General features: G+C 58.6%; 17 protein-coding genes and 1 tRNA gene. 13 read left to right on the top strand and 5 right to left on the bottom strand.

Annotation, left to right across the window (positions count from 1 at the left end; all coding sequences use genetic code 11):
• Window positions 1–9: 9 nt before the first annotated feature.
• The 8 genes from HMPREF2935_RS05410 (at window position 10) to HMPREF2935_RS05375 (ending at window position 8,365) form a co-directional block, all read left to right on the top strand.
• Window positions 10–1,068 carry a hypothetical protein gene (locus HMPREF2935_RS05410; protein ID WP_070732284.1) on the top strand — a complete coding sequence of 353 codons (1,059 nt, stop codon included), beginning with the start codon at window positions 10–12 and terminating at the stop codon, window positions 1,066–1,068.
• Window positions 1,069–1,181: 113 nt separating this feature from the next.
• A complete protein-coding gene (locus HMPREF2935_RS05405) occupies window positions 1,182–2,060 on the top strand; it encodes a ParA family protein (RefSeq protein ID WP_179294288.1) in 879 nt (292 codons plus the stop codon).
• An 11-nt stretch (window positions 2,061–2,071) separates the two neighbouring features.
• Entirely contained in the window at window positions 2,072–2,869 is a 798-nt protein-coding gene (locus HMPREF2935_RS05400) for a segregation and condensation protein A (protein ID WP_061926140.1), read from the top strand.
• A 79-nt stretch (window positions 2,870–2,948) separates the two neighbouring features.
• Complete coding sequence (gene scpB / locus HMPREF2935_RS05395; protein WP_061926143.1) at window positions 2,949–3,494, top strand: SMC-Scp complex subunit ScpB; 546 nt, start codon at window positions 2,949–2,951, stop codon at window positions 3,492–3,494.
• A 76-nt stretch (window positions 3,495–3,570) separates the two neighbouring features.
• The gene (locus tag HMPREF2935_RS05390; RefSeq protein WP_062040699.1) at window positions 3,571–4,503 is read left to right on the top strand and encodes a pseudouridine synthase; all 933 of its coding nucleotides are present in this window, start codon (window positions 3,571–3,573) and stop codon (window positions 4,501–4,503) included.
• An 11-nt stretch (window positions 4,504–4,514) separates the two neighbouring features.
• The gene (gene cmk, locus HMPREF2935_RS05385; protein ID WP_070732305.1) at window positions 4,515–5,210 is read left to right on the top strand and encodes a (d)CMP kinase; all 696 of its coding nucleotides are present in this window, start codon (window positions 4,515–4,517) and stop codon (window positions 5,208–5,210) included.
• On the top strand, window positions 5,203–6,846 hold the full coding sequence (gene der / locus HMPREF2935_RS05380) for a ribosome biogenesis GTPase Der (RefSeq protein ID WP_061926149.1): 1,644 nt from the start codon (window positions 5,203–5,205) through the stop codon (window positions 6,844–6,846). Before cmk ends, der begins: the two co-directional genes overlap by 8 nt.
• A gap of 133 nt (window positions 6,847–6,979) precedes the next feature.
• On the top strand, window positions 6,980–8,365 hold the full coding sequence (locus tag HMPREF2935_RS05375; protein WP_070455586.1) for an anaerobic C4-dicarboxylate transporter: 1,386 nt from the start codon (window positions 6,980–6,982) through the stop codon (window positions 8,363–8,365).
• 18 nt (window positions 8,366–8,383) lie between these two features.
• On the opposite strand, the gene HMPREF2935_RS05370 is transcribed toward HMPREF2935_RS05375, so the two are convergent.
• Entirely contained in the window at window positions 8,384–9,187 is an 804-nt protein-coding gene (locus HMPREF2935_RS05370) for a class I SAM-dependent methyltransferase (RefSeq protein ID WP_070732282.1), read from the bottom strand.
• Window positions 9,188–9,506: 319 nt separating this feature from the next.
• Between HMPREF2935_RS05370 and HMPREF2935_RS05365 the strand changes: the two genes are divergently transcribed.
• The 3 genes from HMPREF2935_RS05365 to HMPREF2935_RS05355 all read left to right on the top strand — a co-directional run bounded on the left by HMPREF2935_RS05365 (window position 9,507) and on the right by HMPREF2935_RS05355 (window position 13,520).
• Window positions 9,507–10,730 carry an ABC transporter transmembrane domain-containing protein gene (locus HMPREF2935_RS05365; RefSeq protein WP_168166291.1) on the top strand — a complete coding sequence of 408 codons (1,224 nt, stop codon included), beginning with the start codon at window positions 9,507–9,509 and terminating at the stop codon, window positions 10,728–10,730.
• Window positions 10,730–12,481, top strand: a complete 1,752-nt coding sequence (locus HMPREF2935_RS05360) for an ABC transporter ATP-binding protein (protein WP_070732280.1) — start codon at window positions 10,730–10,732, stop codon at window positions 12,479–12,481. Before HMPREF2935_RS05365 ends, HMPREF2935_RS05360 begins: the two co-directional genes overlap by 1 nt.
• A 103-nt stretch (window positions 12,482–12,584) precedes the next feature.
• Window positions 12,585–13,520 carry a CE1 family esterase gene (locus HMPREF2935_RS05355; protein ID WP_246817784.1) on the top strand — a complete coding sequence of 312 codons (936 nt, stop codon included), beginning with the start codon at window positions 12,585–12,587 and terminating at the stop codon, window positions 13,518–13,520.
• Window positions 13,521–13,525: 5 nt separating this feature from the next.
• Here the strand turns inward: HMPREF2935_RS05355 and HMPREF2935_RS05350 are convergent, their stop codons facing one another.
• A complete protein-coding gene (locus tag HMPREF2935_RS05350) occupies window positions 13,526–14,791 on the bottom strand; it encodes a site-specific DNA-methyltransferase (protein WP_070732303.1) in 1,266 nt (421 codons plus the stop codon).
• A 480-nt stretch (window positions 14,792–15,271) separates the two neighbouring features.
• Here HMPREF2935_RS05350 and HMPREF2935_RS05345 point away from each other — a divergent pair, with 480 nt between their 5' ends.
• On the top strand, window positions 15,272–15,451 hold the full coding sequence (locus tag HMPREF2935_RS05345) for an antitoxin (RefSeq protein ID WP_070732278.1): 180 nt from the start codon (window positions 15,272–15,274) through the stop codon (window positions 15,449–15,451).
• A gap of 233 nt (window positions 15,452–15,684) precedes the next feature.
• The gene (locus HMPREF2935_RS05340; RefSeq protein WP_141756017.1) at window positions 15,685–17,076 is read left to right on the top strand and encodes a TetR-like C-terminal domain-containing protein; all 1,392 of its coding nucleotides are present in this window, start codon (window positions 15,685–15,687) and stop codon (window positions 17,074–17,076) included.
• Between the two features lie 69 nt (window positions 17,077–17,145).
• Here the strand turns inward: HMPREF2935_RS05340 and HMPREF2935_RS05335 are convergent.
• The 3 genes from HMPREF2935_RS05335 to HMPREF2935_RS05325 form a co-directional block, all read right to left on the bottom strand.
• A tRNA-Pro gene (locus tag HMPREF2935_RS05335) sits at window positions 17,146–17,222 on the bottom strand.
• An 84-nt stretch (window positions 17,223–17,306) separates the two neighbouring features.
• Window positions 17,307–17,705, bottom strand: coding sequence for a YchJ family protein (locus HMPREF2935_RS05330; protein ID WP_070732274.1), 399 nt, complete (start codon window positions 17,703–17,705; stop codon window positions 17,307–17,309).
• Window positions 17,702–18,856 carry a bifunctional alpha/beta hydrolase/OsmC family protein gene (locus HMPREF2935_RS05325; RefSeq protein ID WP_062040724.1) on the bottom strand — a complete coding sequence of 385 codons (1,155 nt, stop codon included), beginning with the start codon at window positions 18,854–18,856 and terminating at the stop codon, window positions 17,702–17,704. The genes HMPREF2935_RS05330 and HMPREF2935_RS05325 overlap by 4 nt, the downstream gene beginning before the upstream one ends.
• Between the last annotated feature and the right edge of the window lie 31 nt (window positions 18,857–18,887).

Here is an 18,887-nt window from a genome sequence, read left to right as displayed (position 1 = left end):
AAGTAGAACATGCTGAAAAATCTTGCCGGTGTAACGCGCGGGGCAAAGCTGGCTGCCGCAACAGCGGTAGTGGCGATGGTGCTGGCGGTAGCGCCTGCGCAGGCACAGGACGCCTCAGTCTCTGTCCCAGCGGGCCAAACTTCGACCGTGTCTTTACCGGTCCCTGTGGACGTAAGTTATGCCGGTGAGGGCTGGAACATCAATGCCTCCGGCGGATCAGCCACGATTACCGCACCGCCCGAAGGCGGCCAAGTCACGGTGCCGGTAACCTACGAAGGCACGACCATTAGCCTGACGCTCGTGGCCGATGGTTCGGTCACCCAGGAAGACCTGAATAATGCAGGCGAGGACATCGCCAATGGCGGAGACGGCGGGGCAGTGCTGCATGGCGGCGGTGCTGGTGACGGTAGCGGTGAGGGCGCTGGCGGCGGTGATAACGGCGACGGTGGTTCTGCTGGTGAAGATTCTAGTTCCGGGACTGGCGCTGATGGTGGCGCTGCTAGTGACAATGGCGCCCAGGGCGGTGTGCCAGGCGGTGACCCTGCGAATAATCCGGCGGCAGCAGGTGGAGTCGATGTGTCGCAGGCGGAGTACATCAACCTGGACGCAACGATTGAAGGCCAGACCATCACGGCGCAGATGGGCGTGATGCAGGCGCTGGATCTGTATAACCGCTTCAAGGACACTGACGAGGCTGGCGTTACGTTGCGCTACCTCAATGCAAAAGGCGAGTTCATCAAGGGCGTTCAGTGGAAGGTAGATAAGTCCTCGCGCACGCTTGAACTGACCTATCCGGAAGGCCAAACCCCGGATAACCCGTTCATCATGGAGCTGGTCCGCGATTCCGATAACGCGGCGGTGCTCGTAGTGACGCTGACGGACCCAAATAAGGAAACTGCCGGGGAAGTGCCCAACCCTGACAATGGCTCCGGTGAAGGTGCCAATGCGGATTCGAAGAATGGTTCTTCGATTCTTCCGTGGGCTATTGGTGCCGGCGGCGTTCTGCTCTTAATTGTGCTGGGATGGCTGCTTTCGCGTCGCCGTAAATCAAGCCAAGAGGCTGGATAGGTACGCTTTATCGCGACAAAAGGGTCAAAGCGGGTACTCTATAATCACAACGTTGTAATCAGCCACTCGCATCGGGTGGCATTGGTGATCGATTTGTGGTCAAGGAAGCAGGTGTGACTGTGGGCGAAGAGGGACTGTTTGCAGCCTCTGAAGCGCAGGTAGGGCTGACCGGGCGTCCAATCCGTGAGCTGCCAGATCCAGCTCCGTTGGAAAAGCACGGGCCAGCAACCATCATTTCGATGTGTAATCAAAAAGGTGGCGTTGGTAAGACCACCTCGACCATCAACATGGGCGCGTGCCTTGCAGAGTTGGGCCGTAAAGTCTTGCTCGTTGACTTGGACCCGCAGGGTGCACTGTCCGCAGGCTTGGGCCTCACCCATGACCAAATTGAGGACACCATCTATGACGTGATGTTGGATAGCCAGACTTCTATCCACTCCGCCATCCAGCACACTGGTGTGCCGAACCTCGACCTTGTGCCGGCCAACATTGACTTGTCGGCCGCTGAGATTCAGATGGTCAACGAGGTTGGCCGTGAGCACACCTTGGCCCGTGCGCTACGCCCGATTCGCCGTGATTACGACTTCATCATCATTGATTGCCAGCCTTCTTTGGGCCTGCTTACGGTCAATGCTTTGGCCTGTTCCCAGGGCGTCATCATCCCGATGGAGTGCGAGTTCTTCTCCTTGCGCGGTCTGGCTCTTTTGACCGATACCGTGGACAAAGTTTCCGAGCGCATTAACTTCGACCTTGAGGTCATGGGCATCCTGGTCACCATGTTTGACCGCCGCACCAAGCATGCCCGCGAGGTCATGGACCGTGTTGTCGAGTACTTCGGTGACAAGGTCTTCGACACCGTCATCACGCGTACGGTCCGTTTCCCGGAGACTTCCGTGGCCGGTGAGCCGATTACCAGCTGGGCACCGAGCTCCCAGGCGGCGCAGCAATACCGCAACCTCGCTAAAGAGGTTATTGAGCGCTCCACCGTCTAGGAAGTTTATCCGTGACCCAACCGGAGATTACGGGCTTTCGAATTGCATTGCGCAACTTCGAGGGCCCTTTTGATCTGCTGCTCCAGCTGATTCAGTCGAAAAAGTTGGACGTAACTGAAGTGGCGCTTTCTGAGGTCACCGATGAGTTCGTCGCGTACACCCGCCAGCTGGGGGCTACCGCAGATTTGGATGAAACCACCGAGTTTCTTCTCGTGGCTGCCACTTTGCTCGATTTGAAGGCGGCCCGCCTCTTGCCACGCGGCGATGTCGACGATCTGGAAGACCTTGAGCTGCTCGAAACGCGCGACCTTCTCTTCGCCCGGCTTCTGCAGTACAAGGCTTATAAGCAAGTCGCCGACCAATTCGCCCAATGGCAGCGACAGGCGCGGCGTCGCTATCCGCGTGCTGTCTCCATGGAGAAGGCTTTCGTGGAACTTCTCCCACCCGTGCGCCTAGGGCATACGCCAGCCTCCTTTGCCGAGCTGGCTGCCAGCGTCTTCCGCCCCAAGCCACCGGATGAGGTGGCCACGGGCCATATTCACCAGGTTGCTGTCTCTGTCCCAGAGCAGGCCGGCAAGATCCTCAGCACACTGAAGTTGCTGGGCGAGGGCCAGTGGATGAGTTTTGCTGCTCTCACGCGTGATTGCACCGTCTCGATGGAGGTTGTCGGCCGTTTCCTGGCATTGCTGGAGCTCTACAAGGCCAAGGCTGTCGACGCCGAGCAGCCAGAGTCCCTCGGGCCACTGGAACTTAGCTGGACCGGTCTCGACGTGGACCCTGCCGTGGTGGCGGCTTCCAACTGGGATTAGACCGGTGGAGTAATTCCCGGCCTGGGATTAATGCCGGCTCGCAGTAGGCCAGCTGTGTCGGTGCAGTACAGTATCCGGCATGGAACTTCCGCTAATCTCGCAGCAACGTTCGCGCCTTGAATCGATTCTTCTGGTGATTGATTCGCCGGCCTCCGTTGAGTCTTTGGCTCGCGCGCTCGACCTAGAGGAGTCCGTGGTCAGTGATCACTTGCGGGCGATTCAGCGCGAGTTTGATTCCCGGGGCTCAGGCATTGATCTGCGCGAGACAGCGGAGGGCTGGCGCTTTTATACCCGCCAGGAGAATGCCGATGCAGTAGAAGAGTTTCTGCTTGATGGCTCGCAGACCAAGCTCTCCCGTGCGGCGCTGGAAACCCTTGCTGTGGTTGCCTATCGCCAGCCGGTCACCCGCGCCCAGGTTGCTGCGGTGCGTGGCGTCAACGTCGATGGTGTAATGCGCACGCTCACCGTGCGTGGTCTCGTGCGCGAGCTGCCGCAGGAAGGCCTAGCACACCGCTACGAAACCACCGAGCTTTTCTTGGAGCTGCTGGGCATTGACTCGCTGGAGCGTTTGCCGGATCTCGCACCGCTTTTGCCGGACATGGAACAGATCGATTCCGAGTATTAGGTATTCGCACGGTTCGCGGCAGTGGGGTAGCATTGCGCAGGTAACTTCATAACTTCTACTGATAAGGACACTTATTGTGACCCCACCCGCTCGCCGAGACGGCACACCGGAAAAGAAGCAGCGAGACAGCGAGATGCTTGTCTCCAATGCGAAGCCGGCCCGCCATCAACACGTCGACAAGCGTGAACGCGCAAATAGGAAAAAGAAGGCCACCGCAGATTCCGTCGCCCGCGAACTGGGCGCAGATTGGCTGACCGAAGGCAAGTCGAATAACTCCAAGGGCGAACGCCTCCAGAAGGTCTTGGCCAAGGCAGGCGTTGCCTCCCGCCGTCACGCCGAAATCATGATCGATGCCGGCCGCGTTGAGGTTAACGGCAAGATCATCATGCAGCAGGGCGTACGCGTCGACCCAAACGTGGACATCATCCGCGTCGACGGCGTGCGCATCAACGTCAATGAGGAAACCCAGTACTTCATCCTCAACAAGCCTCGCGGTCTGCAGTCCACCATGAGCGATGAACTGGGCCGCCCCTGCATCGGCGACCTCATCGGTGAACGCGTGGCCGCAGGCCAGCGTCTGTTCCACGTCGGCCGTCTGGACGCCGATACCGAGGGCCTAATCCTCATCACCAATGATGGTGAGCTGGCCAACCGCCTAATGCACCCGAAGTACGAGGTGCGCAAGACCTACCTCGCTACCGTTTTAGGCGAGGCTGGCAATGGCTTGGTACGAACCCTGAAGGAAGGGGTGGAGCTCGAGGACGGCTTGGCAAAGGCCGACTATGTCCAGGTCGTGGACAAGAACCAAGGCTATTCCTTGGTTCGCGTTGAACTGCACGAAGGCCGCAAGCACATCGTCCGCCGCATGCTCAAGGAAGCTGGCTTCCCAGTCCAGCGTCTGGTCCGCACCAAGCTGCACACCCTGCAGCTGGGCGAGATGAAGCCAGGTATCTTGCGTGCGCTCAACTCCAGCGAGTTGGCCAGCCTTTACAAGGCGGTGGGGATGTAATGGAAGGAAACATGATTTCAAACATGCCTGAAGGCGGCCTCATCCTGGCCGTCGACGGTCCCTCCGGCACCGGCAAGTCCACCACCTGCCGTGCTTTGGCTAAGCGCCTCGACGCAAAGTACGTCGACACTGGCGCCATGTACCGCGTTGCCACGCTCGCAGTTCTGCGCGCTGGCATCGACCCAGCTGACACGGATGCGGTCATCAAGACCACTACAGACTTGCCGCTGGAGGTCTCCGATGATCCGGATTCCAAGCAGGTCCTCTTCGACGGAGAGGACGTCTCCCGCGTCATCCGTGAGGACGAAGTCACCCGCAACGTTTCCGCAGTTTCGGCGGTCCCCGAGGTTCGCCAGAACTTGGTGGAGCTGCAGCGCAAGCTAGCCCGGGATGCGCACCGCGCCATCGTTGAAGGCCGCGACATCGGAACTGTGGTGCTTGCCGACGCCCCGGCGAAGGCATTCATGACCGCCTCCGCTGAGGTACGCGCCCAGCGCCGCCACGATCAGAACCTCGCCGCAGGCTTGGAATCTGATTTCTCCACCGTCTTGGCAGACGTTGAGCGCCGTGATGCCGCGGATTCTTCCCGCGCCACCTCGCCGCTGCGTCCAGCTGAAGACGCCACCCTCGTCGATACCTCTTTCATGAGCCTGGAAGAGGTCCTCGACGTTCTCACCGAAATTGTGAAGGAGTCTGCACATGTCTAAGGATTTTGCAGGTCAAGAAGACAATAACGCCGCAGGCGACTTCGATACCCAGTTCCACTACCCAGTGGGCAAGCTCGAAGAAGAAGTAGCCCGTGACCCGCACGGCGGCTGGGCCCCGAGCGATTTCGATGCCGAAGAATTCGACTACGAATTCGACGAGTCGGAGCTCGAGAACGGTGAGTTTGATGATTCCGAGTTCGGCGACGCCGACTTCGGTGAAGACTATGAGTCTGATGGCGAAGAGCCAATGAGCGAGGAGGAATGGGAAGAACTTTCCCGTGCCTTCGGCGTGCAGGATTCCCACACCGAGGAAAACCTCTGCACCGTGGCTGTTGTTGGTCGCCCAAACGTGGGCAAGTCCTCCCTCGTAAACCGTTTCTTGGGCCGCCGTGAGGCAGTGGTGGAGGACCACCCAGGCGTTACCCGTGACCGCGTTTCCTATATCGCGGACTGGAACGGCCAGCGCTTCCTCGTCCAGGACACTGGCGGCTGGGACCCGAACGTCAAGGGCATCCACGCTGCTATTGCTCGCCAGGCAGAGCAGGCCATGGCAACTGCAGATGTCATCGTCTTCGTGGTCGACACGAAGGTCGGCATCACCGAGACTGACTCTGTTATGGCACGCAAGCTGCAAAAGTCCGAGGTTCCGGTCATCTTGGTCTCCAACAAGTTCGATTCTGAGACCATGTACGCCGATATGGCCGAGTTCTACGCTTTGGGCTTGGGCGATCCTTGGCCGGTTTCCGCGCAGCATGGCCGCGGTGGCGCGGACGTTCTCGATGAGATCCTGCGTCTTTTCCCCGAGGAGCCGCGCCATTCTTCGATTACTTCCGGACCACGTCGCGTGGCGCTGGTGGGTAAGCCGAACGTTGGTAAGTCCTCGCTGCTGAATAAGCTGACCTCCGAGGAACGCTCCGTCGTGGACAATGTGGCGGGTACTACGGTCGACCCAGTTGACTCACTGGTGCAGCTTGACCAGCGTCTCTGGAAGTTCATCGATACTGCTGGCCTGCGCAAGAAAGTCAAGAACGCGCAAGGGCACGAGTATTACGCTTCGCTGCGTACCCGCGGCGTCATCGACGCTGCTGAGGTGTGCATCATGCTTATCGACGCCTCCGAGGAGGTCTCTGAACAGGACCAGCGTGTGCTTAACATGGTTCTCGAATCCGGCAAGGCTCTAGTCATCGCGTTCAACAAGTGGGACCTGATGGACGAGGACCGCCGCTACTACCTGGATCGTGAGATCGACGAGCAGCTGCGCCACCTGCCATGGGTTACCCGCGTCAACATCTCCGCGCAGACTGGCCGCGCGCTGCAGCGCCTGGAGCCGGCGATGATTGAGGCTCTGGAGAGCTGGGATCAGCGTGTATCCACCGGCCAGCTCAATAACTGGCTGCGTGAGGCCATCGCTGCGAACCCGCCGCCGATGAAGAACAACCGCCTACCGCGCGTGCTCTTTGCTACGCAGGCATCGACGCAGCCGCCAACAATAGTGCTGTTTACTACTGGCTTCTTGGACGCTGGTTATCGTCGCTATCTGGAGCGCAAGTTCCGCGAGCGTTTCGGCTTCCACGGTTCTCCGGTGCGCATCGCGGTGCGCGTGCGCGAGCGTCGCGGTAAGAACTCTAAGCGCTAACGCGATCAAAAGGCGAGCTATTTTCCACCCCCGCAAGGTGTGACGAATAGCTCGCCTTTTTGGTTCTGTGATGTTATGCCCGTTCGAATAATCTAAATATGTGTAATTGATTTGGTTTTCCGAAAGGCACGACATGTTAGCCTCAGTTCTCGATCCCGCCTCAGTAGTGGCGATCGTTCTTCAAGTCATCGTCATTCTCTCCGCGCTGTTGCTCGGCACCCGCTACGGCGGCCTCGGCTTGGGCCTTATCTCCGGCATCGGCCTTATCGTCATGGTCTTCGTCTTCGGCCTGGCTCCGGGCGAGCCACCGGTGGACGTGATGCTGACCATCATCGCCGTCATTGGCTGTGCGGCTACGCTGCAGCAGGCGAGGGGCCTCGAAGTGATGATGCAGTTCGCGGAGAAATTCCTGCGTGCGCATCCAGAACGCATCACCATCTTGGCTCCGCTTACCACCTGGTTCCTGACCGTTCTATGCGGTACCGGCCACGTGGTCTACACGATGTTTCCCATCATCGAGGACATCGCCCTGAAGAAGGGCATTCGCCCGGAGCGCCCAATGGCGGTTGCTTCGACCTCTGCGCAAATGGGTATCACCGCCTCGCCAGTTTCCGTTGCTACGGTGTCCCTTGCCTCCATTATTGCTGAGAACGCTGGTATCACCGGCACGTCTTATTCCATCCCGCAGATCCTCATGGTCGCCATTCCGGCATCGCTTTCCGGCGTCTTCCTGGCTGCCCTTTGGTCGCTGCGTCGCGGTAAAGACCTTGATAAGGACCCGGTCTTCCAAGAGAAGATGAAGGATCCAGAGTTTGCCAAGACCATCTCCGCCTCCAGCCACTCCCTGCTGGACGAGGTATTCCCGGCGTCGGCAAAGCGCTCCGTTGCGGTCTTCCTATCCGCCATTGCCATCGTGGTCATCTTGGGCGCATTCGACGTCCTGCGTCCTTCCTTCCCGAATGAGGACGGTGAGTTGAAGGCCCTGTCGATGAACCTGGTCATTCAAATGGTCATGCTGGTCGCCGGTGCAATCATCCTGATTTTCTGCGACGTCGACAACAAGAAGATCGCCTCCACGCCAGTGTTCAAGGCGGGCATGACCGCAGTGTTCTCGGTCTTCGGCGTGGCCTGGATGGCCGATACCTTCTTCGAAGCCCACATCGACTCTCTGGAATCTAATCTGGGCGGAATTGTGGAGTCCGCTCCGTGGGCTTATGCCATCGTCCTGATCGTCGTGTCCAAGCTGGTCAACTCCCAGGCCGCCGCTCTGGTAGCCATTGCGCCGATCGGACTGTCCCTGGGCATTGACCCAGCCATCATTGTTGGCTTCTACGGTGCCGCCTATGGCTACTTCATCCTGCCGACCTACCCTTCGGACCTTGCCTGCATCGGGTTCGACCGCACCGGCACCACGCACATCGGCAAGTTCGTGGTAAACCATTCCTTCATCATCCCCGGCGCGATCTCGGTGTTTACCTCCTGCGTCGTGGGCTCCCTGCTGGCGACAGTACTTCTCTAGTTCTAGACTCTTCTGGTTCTAGTGCGCTCGGCGCAGCAAAAAGGCATCCGTGCGATACGGGATGTCGATTAGCTGGCCGGGTGCAAAGCCCATGTGCTCGAAGAGGTACCAATTAAGGTTATAGGTCATGCGCTCATGGATCTTTTCTCCGTTGCGCAGCCAATAAGAGCGGGTGTGCATCAATTGATGTAGCTGTTCCGGGGAGAGCGTATGCGCCCAGTTAAGCCGCAGTTCGCGCTCGATTTCCCAGGGAGGGGCAAGCTCGGGGAGAAAGCCGGGGCGCTGGATATCGCCGGAGTGCATGATGCGGGCCAGGCGCAGGATCCACGGGTCGGCGCCGACGTCGAGGGTGTTCCACACTAGAAGCTCCTTGCCGCCTGGCCGCACGATGCGATCGAATTCTCTACAGGCTTTTTCCACTTCGACCCAGTGCCAGGTCTGGGCGCAGGCGACAGCGTCCACGGAGGCGTCGGCAAGCGCAGTGCTCTCCGCCACCGCCCGCCAGGCTGGAATACCAAGCTGGGTGCGCAACACACGCGTCATGTCGGGGGAAGGGTCGCAGGCCAGAACGACGGGATTGTGCAGCGTCTGCGTGAGCTTGCCGGTGCCAGCGCCGATATCGACCACCGTGTGGGCATCCGCTATTAGTGCGGCTACTTCGGCAGGGTAGCTGGGGCGCACGTCATGGTAGTTATCGGCACCCTGCACGAAGGCACGTGCGGAGGCTGCACGATGCTCCGCCCCCTTGAAGGTAGGGGTTTGCTTCTCCGAGGCCTTGCGGTAACTCGGATAGTGCGCGGGGTTGGGCAGTTGAGAAGTCATATGGACTTATAACCTACCGTGTTAGACGGTTCCGGAAAATTATCCAAGCTGAAATAGAATGGGTCACCATGTCGAGACTTCCCGTACCTCAGGATTCACGGTGGCTTTTAAAGACCGTGTTTTCTCGGCGCGAAAAGACGATCCCTGCGGCCGTATTGATGTCCGTTTCATTCTTGTGCAACGGCATGACCCCAGTTGTTGTAGGAAACGCTATCGATGGAGCGATTGCTTATCAGTCCTTTTCCTCTTTGCTGCGCTGGTTGGGGATTTTGCTTGCTATTTTTGCGTTAATGCGTCGGCGGCATGGTGCGCGCGCGGAATGTTTTCCCGAGCCATGCTGGAGGTTGGCCATGACTTGCGCATGGCGGTGACGGATCGCATTCAGGATCCCCGTGGGATTGCCGGTGCTAAACATACGGCGGGCGAGTTATTGTCCATCGCGTCCTCAGATACCAAGCGCGTGTCTGATGCGGTCATCATGACTGTCTTTCCCGTGGCGGAAGTTAGCGCCATTGTCTACGTCGCGGTGATGACTTCGCGCGTTAATTGGGCGCTGGGAATTGCCATCTTGCTCGGGGGACCGCTGGTGGTTTGGTTTTCTCTGCGTGCGGCAAAGCCTTTGCGGCAGAGCTCGGGCGCGCGTCAGGCCGCCCTAGCACAGGCTTCCGCGATGGCCACCGATGTGGTTCAGGGTCTACGCATTCTGAAAGGCCTAGGCGCTATCGCGACGGTGCGGGGCCGTTATTCGCAGGTATCGGACACGGCCTATACAAAGACGGTTTCTGCCAATGGCGCCCGCGCGCGGCTGAATGCCACGACCGAAGCTGTCGGTTCCATTTACGTCATCGTGGTGGCTCTGGCCGCCGGCGCGATGGCGGTAAAGGGCGCGATGAGCGTTGGACAACTCATCACAGTGGTCGGCCTAACGCAGTTCGTCATCACGCCGATGACGATGATGGGCAAGAATATTGCCTCGCGGTGGGCCGCGGCTCAAGCTAGTGGTCGCCGCATTACGGCTTTGCTCAACGCGCCTTTCCGTGAGGCGGCGGATGCTAGGGATCCTGGCTGGCAGCCTGGCCTGCACGTCATCAAGGGGGTGGCGCCGCAAGAGCTGATTGACCTGCCGCGAGACCGCTTCCTTGTGGCCCCGCATGCGGCGGACCTTTTTGCAGGTTCCGTTGCGTCCAACATTGCTGCGGATAAGGCTGCGGCGCAACGAGCGCTGCACGTCGCGGCGGCGGAGGATATTCCCGGCGGTCTGGAAAAGGAGGTCGGCGAAAACGGCGGTGCGCTGTCTGGTGGTCAGCGTCAGCGCGTTGCGTTGGCGCGCGCGATCGCTGCCGACGCCGAGGTGCTCGTCCTTCAGGACCCGACCACTGCGCTCGACTCGGTGACGGAACAGGTCGTCGCTGAGCGCGTGCGTGACGCCCGCCGCGGGATGACCACCGTGGTATATACCAACGCGCCGGCGTGGACCGCGGTGGCCGATAGTGTGAGCGAGCCTGCTGCAGCCGCGCATGCGAGCGAAGGGGAGGACATCTAATGCGTTTTCCTACTGCAACCTGGCCGCAGGTCCGCCGCAAGGTGGGCGAACACGTGAAGGCGTTGCCGAATGCGGGCAAGGTCTGTTTCCTGGCGCTGGCGTTGCTTACCGGTGGTGCGGTGGCCAATGTCTATATCCCGGTGCTGCTGGGCAAGATTGTCGACGCGGTGGTTGAGGGGAGCGGGCAGCTGCGCAGTCTCAGCGGTATTGGCATTGGGCTCATCGTGGTTGCGATTGCCTCGGCAGGGCTTTCTGCGGCCGGTTTTTATCTGCTTTCGCGCATTACTGAGCGAGTGATTGCGAACCTGCGCGAGGAGACTGTCGGCACGGCCTTGGGCCTGCCGGTCCACCGCGTGGAGGAGGCCGGATCGGGTGACTTGGTCTCCCGTTCCACGGATGACGTGGCTGAGCTTTCCTCGGCCGTAACGGAGACAGCGCCGGTCTTAACGAGCTCGCTGTTTGCCATCTGTACTACCGCCATCGCCCTGGTAACCCTGGACTGGCAGTTCCTACTGGTGGTGGTTTGTGCAGCGCCAATCTATTTCTTTGCTGCGCGCAACTACCTGCGCCATGCGCCGCAGCGCTACGCCGACGAGCGCGCCTCCATGGCGGAGCGTGCGCGCCGCATCTTGGAGACAATCCACGGACGCGCCACTGTGCGTGCCTATCAGATGGAGCCGCAGATGCGTGAGCGCATCAATGGCGCTTCCCGTGAGGTGGTTGAGCATGGCTTCGCCGCAAGGCGCACGATGATGGTCTTGCAGCTATGGATCACCACCGTGGAGCTGGTGATGTTGAGCGTCGGTCTTTTGGTGGGCTTTTGGGTTACAACGCAGGGCGCGATGACGGTGGGTTCAGTAACGGCGGCGATGCTGATGCTTATCCGCCTGCGTGGCCCGCTGCTCGGGCTTATGCGCGTGCTGGATACGGTGCAGTCGGGCTATGCCTCTCTCGCACGCATCGTTGGCGTTACTACGGATCCGCCCGCGGCAATTCCGTCCGCAGGAGCTCCGGCTCCGCGTGGTGAGGTCGCGATGGAGGACGTTAGCTTTAGCTACGGCGATAACGCGTGGGCGGTGCGCGACGTCAACGTCAGCATTGCGCCGGGGCAGTCCGTCGCACTGGTGGGTGCTTCTGGCGCGGGAAAGACTACAGTTGCGGCGCTGCTGGCTGGACTGCGCGTGCCGAGTGCTGGCAGCGTCAAGGTTGATGGGGTAGAGGTCTCGCGGCTTTCCGACCCCGAGCGAGTTACCCGCCTGGCCATGGTCTCCCAGGAAGTCCACGTCTTTTCCGGCACGCTGCGCGATGACCTGTCCCTGGGTAACCCCGATGCCAGTGACGAGGAGATTTGGCAGGCACTACGCGCAGTCCAGGCGCGCTGGGTTGAGGACTTGGCCGATGGCCTTGATACAGTCGTGGGCGCTTGGGGCATTCAGCTAGACCCCGTTGCAGCGCAACAGCTGGCGCTGGCTCGTATTATGTTGCTGGATCCGGCAATCGTGGTTCTTGATGAGGCAACTGCGGAGGCCGGTTCGCGTGGTGCGGGCGCACTCGACGCGGCTGCCGATGCCGTCACAAAAGGGCGCACTTCACTTATGGTTGCCCACCGTCTTGACCAAGCCGCCAAGGCTGATTGTGTGCTGGTTATGGAAGATGGCCGGGTGATTGAACAGGGCACTCATGCGCAGCTGCTAGATTCTAAAGGCCGATATCAACAATTGTGGAACGCGTGGCAGAAAGGACGTGACTGAGAAGGTGTCCCTTAATGCTCGTTGTTCTAACTTGCGGTGGGCTTTTGCCGGCTCTACTCGGAGCAGCCTAAAGAAATCACTGCTTGTGCTGCTTTGTCTAAATTTGGCTTTTGCCACAGCTTGTTCGGCAACGCCAACGCAGGAGCCTGCGCCAGAGTCCGGCACACTCTGGGATAAGGACTCTGACCTCGGCATCCCTGTCTCAGCGCCTTTGGATGGCCCGGAGCCAGGTCAAACCAAGCAGATTAATATGCCGAATGGCCGCACCTTCCTGCTGCATGTGCCGGAAGACTATGACGCGGATAAGCGCTGGCCAGTGGTGATGGTCTTCCACGGTTGGGGCGAGAAGCCCAAAACCATTGAGGGCTATACGGAGTTCAACTCCGCGAAAGCCATTCTGGTTTATCCAGAAGGTGAGGATAATGCTTGGACGCCGGCGCCTTATGCGAAAACGAGCGAGGAGGAAGACCTTAAATTCGTTGCAGACATGGTTGATAGCTTGCGTGCTACCTATGCGGTAGATGATGACCGTATCTTTGCCGCGGGCCTATCCAACGGCGGTGGATTTGCTGCCTTTTTGGCGTGCCGTATGCCGGAGACTTTCCGCTCTATCGCAACGGTGTCTGCGGCCTATTATGAGGGCATTCACAAGGGCTGTTCGGAAGCCCCGGTCGGCCGTCTCGATATGCACGGCACCGATGACCCCGTGGTGGAGTACTACGGGGGAACCCGCCATGACACTAAGTACGATTCGGTAGCGGAAGTCATGGAGCAAAACCGGCGCCGGAATGAATGCACCACGCAGATCTCAACGACGCAGCTGGTTAACAACGCTCTGCAGCAAACGTGGATTGGATGTAAGGCTCCGCTGCAGCACATCCGTATCGGCGGCGGCTCGCATATCTGGCCGGGCGGGCTTGCCGACGATCGCGCGGAGGTAGGCAAGGGCTTTGCCACCGACCGCGTTCTTGACTTCTTCGGTATTCCAGGTCGCCCCGCAGGCACCATTGACCCAGAATCTGGCAAGAAAACGAAGTAGTCTTGCTAATCCTGCAGGACGTAGTGTGCAAACTTAGCGTTTGGTACGGCGGCGACGCGGGCGATGCAAATGTCTGCGACCGTCTCGTACCCCGCGGCAAAAGCCGGGCCTTTGCTATCAGTAGGCTGCGGCATCTGGACCAAGTGAAAGCTGCGGGAGCCGCCGTCGCTGTCGTTGAGTTCTAAGACTGCCTGAGCGGTAGTGCCGGATCCGGCGAAGAAATCAAGCACCACGGCGTCGGGACCGCCGGCGATGGCGATGAGGTGCTTGATAAGGCGCACTGGCTTCGGGAAATCGAAGACGCCCTGAACTCCCATGACGTCCTCCGCATCGCGGCGTCCAGCGCGTGTGACGCCAAAGCGCTCACCGTCCAGGATGGAACGCGGCCGCGCGCCCTTTTTCTGATAGTTCTTCGTGTAGACAAAACCGCGTCGAAAGACCAATTGCTCATAGTTGGCCTCGACCTTGTCTTTGCCCCAGCGCCAGCGCGCGACCTTGTCTTTGCCGGCTGGCTGATGGGGCCAGTATTCGCGGCCTTGGGGATCTGCGATGGGAAAGTCTAGGGAAGGAAGATAACCCAGTGTTTTGGAGTCCAGGCGGACCAGCGAATAGCTTCCCTTCTCGTCGCTGAAGTTGTACTTGGTCGTGGTATGAGCTTCAGAATCGGCGTTGAAACCAGGGTTAGCTGGGGACTTGGCATAAGCCAGGATGTACTCGTGCTCGACCACCGCGTATTTGGAGTCGTTCTTCCCGGTCCCGCCCTTTTTCCAGATCAATTGTCCGGCAAAACAGTTCTCACCGAATATTTCATCCAACACTTTGCGTACGTTGGCACTTTCATCTTCACCGATGGAGACAAAGATAAAACCGGTGTCTTTGAGGACCTGTCGCGCGAGGATGAGCCGGGGGAGCATCATAGACAGCCACTGCGCATGCCAGCCGCTATAGCTGCCTGAGTTCATTTTGCGGCGGCTGCGGTAATTGTCCTTATAAACAAAGTCTTTGCCGGTGTTATACGGAGGGTCGATGTAGATGACATCGGCAGCAAAGCCATCTGCCACCATCAGCTTGAGCGCGTCGAGGTTGTCGCCTTCGACGATGGAATTGGAGCAAGCTGCCGGCGTTGACACTGCAATCTTTTGCTTGGTGGTCGCAATTTTTGCTTGTTCTGCTGCTTGCGCCTTGCCTGGCCAGACAAGCCCAAAGAATTCCTCTTGGGCTTGGGAATCGGCAGTTGGGGCGCTCGCGGAGTCGCTGTGGGTTGAGGTCATGACTGAAAAGCGGATGAGTTTTGGTGGTGGGGGAAATGATGGGGCTGGGTCATCCTCCCATGCCGCGGCTTTCATTTTTGCAAGTTTGCGCGCGTACCGATGGAAAACGCCAGAAAATGATCGCCAGGATCATTTGCGGCCGCCAGGATCATTTGCGTGATGTTCTGCTACGCTAGCATCCCCTAAATTTACTTAATTTGTTGACTCTTATATTGCTGGAACTAATACTTAAAATCGGGGGTGGACTCGGGGGTGTTATCGCAGGTAAAACCTGAGAAATCTGAAAATTTTAAGGAAAGGCGAATGGGCTGCGATTGTCCGAAAATGGCGAGCCTATTCCCGTCTATAAATAGTTCTTTATGGCATGAATTGGCAAACGCATGTAGCGTTGGAAAGGCATTCGCGATGAAGGGGTTTAGCCTTCATTGGGGGTGCGGTGAAAGATATATCGAAAGTATTTTAGAAAGGTTGGGATGCTAAATGGGTATCTTCGACAAGGCAAAGGACGCACTGAACTCCGACAAGGGCGAGCAGATTTCCGATAAGGGCCTCGACAAGGCTGCTGAGGTGGCAGAGCAGAAGCTCGGCGAGGACAAGGCTGACAAGATTCAGCAGGGTCGCGACAAGCTCGATGACCAGATCGGCAACGCTGGCGCCTAAAGCTTATTGCTTGATTGGGGCCTAGTCAGTGTCCCAATCTCGGTGAATTAATCCAAAGCTCCCGGCAACTTAGTTTGCTGGGAGCTTTGTGGGTTTTAGGGCGGCACCTCCATCGGATGACAAAGCTCGGACATGTTGACTATGTCATATGTGGTCATATGTGTTTGCTTAATTGATGCTGAGCGCATCAATTTTCCAGGAACGGATACCTAGACCAAAGTAGGGTGGATTGCGTGAAGACACCTGTAGATGCTTGCTTGGCCTCGGGCTCGCCACGACAGTGCATGCTAGATCTGGCAGTTCGCGTCATTGCGCGCGCCGGACGCGATGCCGTTGCAGTGTGTACCGTCGCTGAACAGACCGATGTTGAGGTCAAAGAGGCGAAGAAGCTTTTTGCATCTGATGAGCAATTGGCCGATGAGGCTAAAGCTTACCTCGACAAACTGGTCATCCACTATCTAGATGAGCAAGAAAAGTACTTAAGCCCTGATGCCACGGCGCTCGATCGTATGCGAGCCATGGCTACTGGCTTTTTCGAGTTCGCGCAGAAGCATCCGGTCTATTTCGACGCCTTCACGTTTACGCAAGCAGCTCCGAGTCTGCATTCTTTTGAGCTGAGCTTCGATGATTATCTCCAGCGCTCTGGCAAGCGCCCCACGCTGGATGTTCTGCTCAACATCGCACGCGATTGCATAGAGGAAGCTGGCGGACCGCGCGATGCAGACTTGGTCCGTATCCAAGCCGTGAGCTTTTTGGTTGGTGTCCATGGTATCTCCCATCTGTGTACCACGGGTGTGCTGCGACATCTCTCGCCAACCGCGAAGAAGCAGACTTTCAAGGCCTGTTTGGACTACCTAAGTGCCGGGTTGGCAGTAGGTTTCGCGCACGGTGCTATCCCGCCGCAGTATCCAGTTGCGATGGGAGGTGGCCTCCCAGCTGATAAAAGAATTCGCGCCAAAGATTTGCCACGAGGCAACGATGGGGAAGTAGTTAGGGCTCTACTGCGCGGCGCGGTGGAGGACATCGTCGACTCCGGCCTTAGCAATATGCATCTCGGCACTGCCGCCGAACGTGCTGGTATCGATTTCGACCGGGCGACGCATTTTATAGAAGGAGATCAAAAGCTCCTTTCCTTATTGGAAAAGCATATCGATGCCATCGCACACGAGCATCTCCGCGAACAGATGCGTTACGCAGGCGGGAAGAGTCTCGGTTTTAGCACGATGAAGGCGTGTGCTTTCGGATATTTAGGCTTTGCGCACCATGACCCAGTCGGCTTCTTAGGCCTGACGATGATTACCTCAGGTTCCATCGTGCCAGCGTCTTTTGAACGCAAGGACCTAATCAATTCGCGTTTCGAGATGGGCGAGACCTTCGGCTATTTCATGACGATTGCGCGCGATGCCCTCGACGAGGCCGGTGGCCCTCGTACTCCATGGGCGCTGTACACGATGGTCATGTCGATGTGGTCCACCATCCACGGTTTCGCGCACCTGACAACCTTTGGCGCGCTACGCGACCAACCCCGTGAATTCCTCTTTGACCTGGCCTCACGCATTTTCGACATCGAGCTCGTGGGCATCGCGGAGCACTTGGGAATCAAGGGTCAGATTCAAGGATTTTAGTGGTCGAAAAGAAGAAACCGGCTTTAGGCGGTAGATGACTACTGCCCAAAGCCGGCTTCTTTACCGGTTTGGTCGGACTAACAGGATTTGAACCTGCGACCCCTACACCCCCAGTGTAGTGCGCTACCAAACTGCGCCATAGTCCGCCGTCACATCTCAAGGATGCGACCTGAATAGATTACATCAGTAGTATTCACTGATTCCAATCGCCTGTGTGAGCTGGGTATTGCTTAAAAGTCGCCGGTGCTATATACCCACTGACACTGTGTGCGCCGGAACTGGGAGCGCTCACGCTGGGAGCCTGCGGCCGCGCCTTTGTAGAAAGCTTCGAACTCCACGATTCCCGTATCATCGAGCGGGCCGCCGTCGACGGTATCGATGATGTCCAGGCGATAAAAGTGGATACCGTTGTCTTCCAGGTGTAGGCGCTCTGGCCGGGTTTCCTGGTCCCAGGTGCGCAGCAGGTAATCCTCATCGCCGGTCACGAAGGCCGAAAAGCGTGAGCGCATGAGGGCCTCAGCGGTCGGGGCGGGCTTGCCGCCGTGGTACTTGCCGCAGCATTCGCCGAAGCTAAGCCCGAGCCCACAAGGGCACCGGGCTTCGGGGCTCAAGGGGTTGAGCACGATCATGCTTCGACGTCCACGATTTGGGCGGCGCCCAGCAACAGCTCAATAGGAGAGGACTTCGCGGCTTCGAGCAAGGTCGACTTCTGCTGCGCGGAAAGATCGCCCACAAGCTTTATGCGGCGCTCAAACGTCGTGTCCCCCACATAGGTGACGTTGACCTGGACGTCGTCGAGCGGCATGCCTTTGGAGGCTTCCTTGATTGTTTGCGTGGTCGATGCAGCCAGCGCGGACATCAGCAGGCCCTCCGCGGTGAAACCTTGGCCCTTTCCGCCCTGCTTCTTGGGGCGGTCAGCCGTGACGCTGCGCTCATTGTGGCGAACCACCACGCCGAACTTGGTGCCGACTGCAGGCTGCGCTTCAGCTGCGGTTTCATCGATGTGGGCTGGTACATTCTCCGGCACGATGAACTGCTCGAACCAAGCACCAATGAGGTCTGCGGCGCGGGCAGCGGCACCCTGCTTGGTGACGAGGTGGTCTGCCTTGTCCAGGGCCACTAAGGACTTGGGGTAGCGCGTCTTTAAGAAGATGTTCTGGGCATTGTCGATGCCAACGGTTTGGTCGATCGGGGAGTGCAAGATCATCAGCGGCTTGCGCAGCAGGCGCAGGTAATCCTCTGGGTTGGTATCCGCCAAGTCTTCGAGGAAGTGGCGGGAGATGGTCAGCGCGCGCCCGCCGAGGATGACCTCGACCTCGCCATTTGCGTCAACCTCACCAATCTTGTCGGCGTAGTGCAAAACAGAGTGGGCAGGATCAAATGGTGCGCCGATGGTTGCCACTGCCTTGAGCGAGCGAATACCGCTTGCCGCTGCCAGGGAGGCGGCGCCGCCCAAGGAGTGGCCCATCAGAAGCTGCGGAGCGGAGTAGTTTTCAGCCAGCCAGTTTGCTGCAGCCTGAATATCAGCAACATTTTGGCTGAAGTTGGTCTCACCGAAATTGCCCTCGGACTGGCCGAGGCCCGGGAAATCGAAGCGCAGGGTGGCTACGCCGAAATTGGTGAGCTGCTTAGATACGCGAGCCGCACCGGGAGTGTGGCGCGATCCAGCAAAGCAGTGCGCGAAGATCGCAAAGGCTTGTGGCGCGGAGTCAGGAAAGTCAATGGTACCCGCCATCATAGTTCCAGTGGAGGACGGGAGCTTCACGTTCACAGATTGCATAAAGACTAGGATATAGAGCCGTCGCTACATA

It is taken from the genome of Corynebacterium sp. HMSC076D02 (assembly GCF_001813815.1).
Classification (GTDB): Bacteria; Actinomycetota; Actinomycetes; order Mycobacteriales; family Mycobacteriaceae; genus Corynebacterium; species Corynebacterium simulans.
Note: the sequence above shows the minus strand (reverse complement) of the source record. Positions and strands in the feature narration are given on the sequence as shown.

Bases quoted from the DNA above. Each gene is read 5' to 3' on its own strand.
- HMPREF2935_RS05410 (WP_070732284.1), top strand. From the start codon at position 10: ATGCTGAAAAATCTTGCCGGTGTAACGCGCGGGGCAAAGCTGGCTGCC.
- scpB (WP_061926143.1), top strand. From the start codon at position 2,949: ATGGAACTTCCGCTAATCTCGCAGCAACGTTCGCGCCTTGAATCGATT.
- cmk (WP_070732305.1), top strand. From the start codon at position 4,515: ATGATTTCAAACATGCCTGAAGGCGGCCTCATCCTGGCCGTCGACGGT.
- der (WP_061926149.1), top strand. From the start codon at position 5,203: ATGTCTAAGGATTTTGCAGGTCAAGAAGACAATAACGCCGCAGGCGAC.
- HMPREF2935_RS05375 (WP_070455586.1), top strand. From the start codon at position 6,980: ATGTTAGCCTCAGTTCTCGATCCCGCCTCAGTAGTGGCGATCGTTCTT.
- HMPREF2935_RS05370 (WP_070732282.1), bottom strand. From the start codon at position 9,187: ATGACTTCTCAACTGCCCAACCCCGCGCACTATCCGAGTTACCGCAAG.
- HMPREF2935_RS05365 (WP_168166291.1), top strand. From the start codon at position 9,507: ATGTTTTCCCGAGCCATGCTGGAGGTTGGCCATGACTTGCGCATGGCG.
- HMPREF2935_RS05360 (WP_070732280.1), top strand. From the start codon at position 10,730: ATGCGTTTTCCTACTGCAACCTGGCCGCAGGTCCGCCGCAAGGTGGGC.
- HMPREF2935_RS05350 (WP_070732303.1), bottom strand. From the start codon at position 14,791: ATGACCTCAACCCACAGCGACTCCGCGAGCGCCCCAACTGCCGATTCC.
- HMPREF2935_RS05345 (WP_070732278.1), top strand. From the start codon at position 15,272: ATGGGTATCTTCGACAAGGCAAAGGACGCACTGAACTCCGACAAGGGC.
- HMPREF2935_RS05330 (WP_070732274.1), bottom strand. From the start codon at position 17,705: ATGATCGTGCTCAACCCCTTGAGCCCCGAAGCCCGGTGCCCTTGTGGG.
- HMPREF2935_RS05325 (WP_062040724.1), bottom strand. From the start codon at position 18,856: ATGCAATCTGTGAACGTGAAGCTCCCGTCCTCCACTGGAACTATGATG.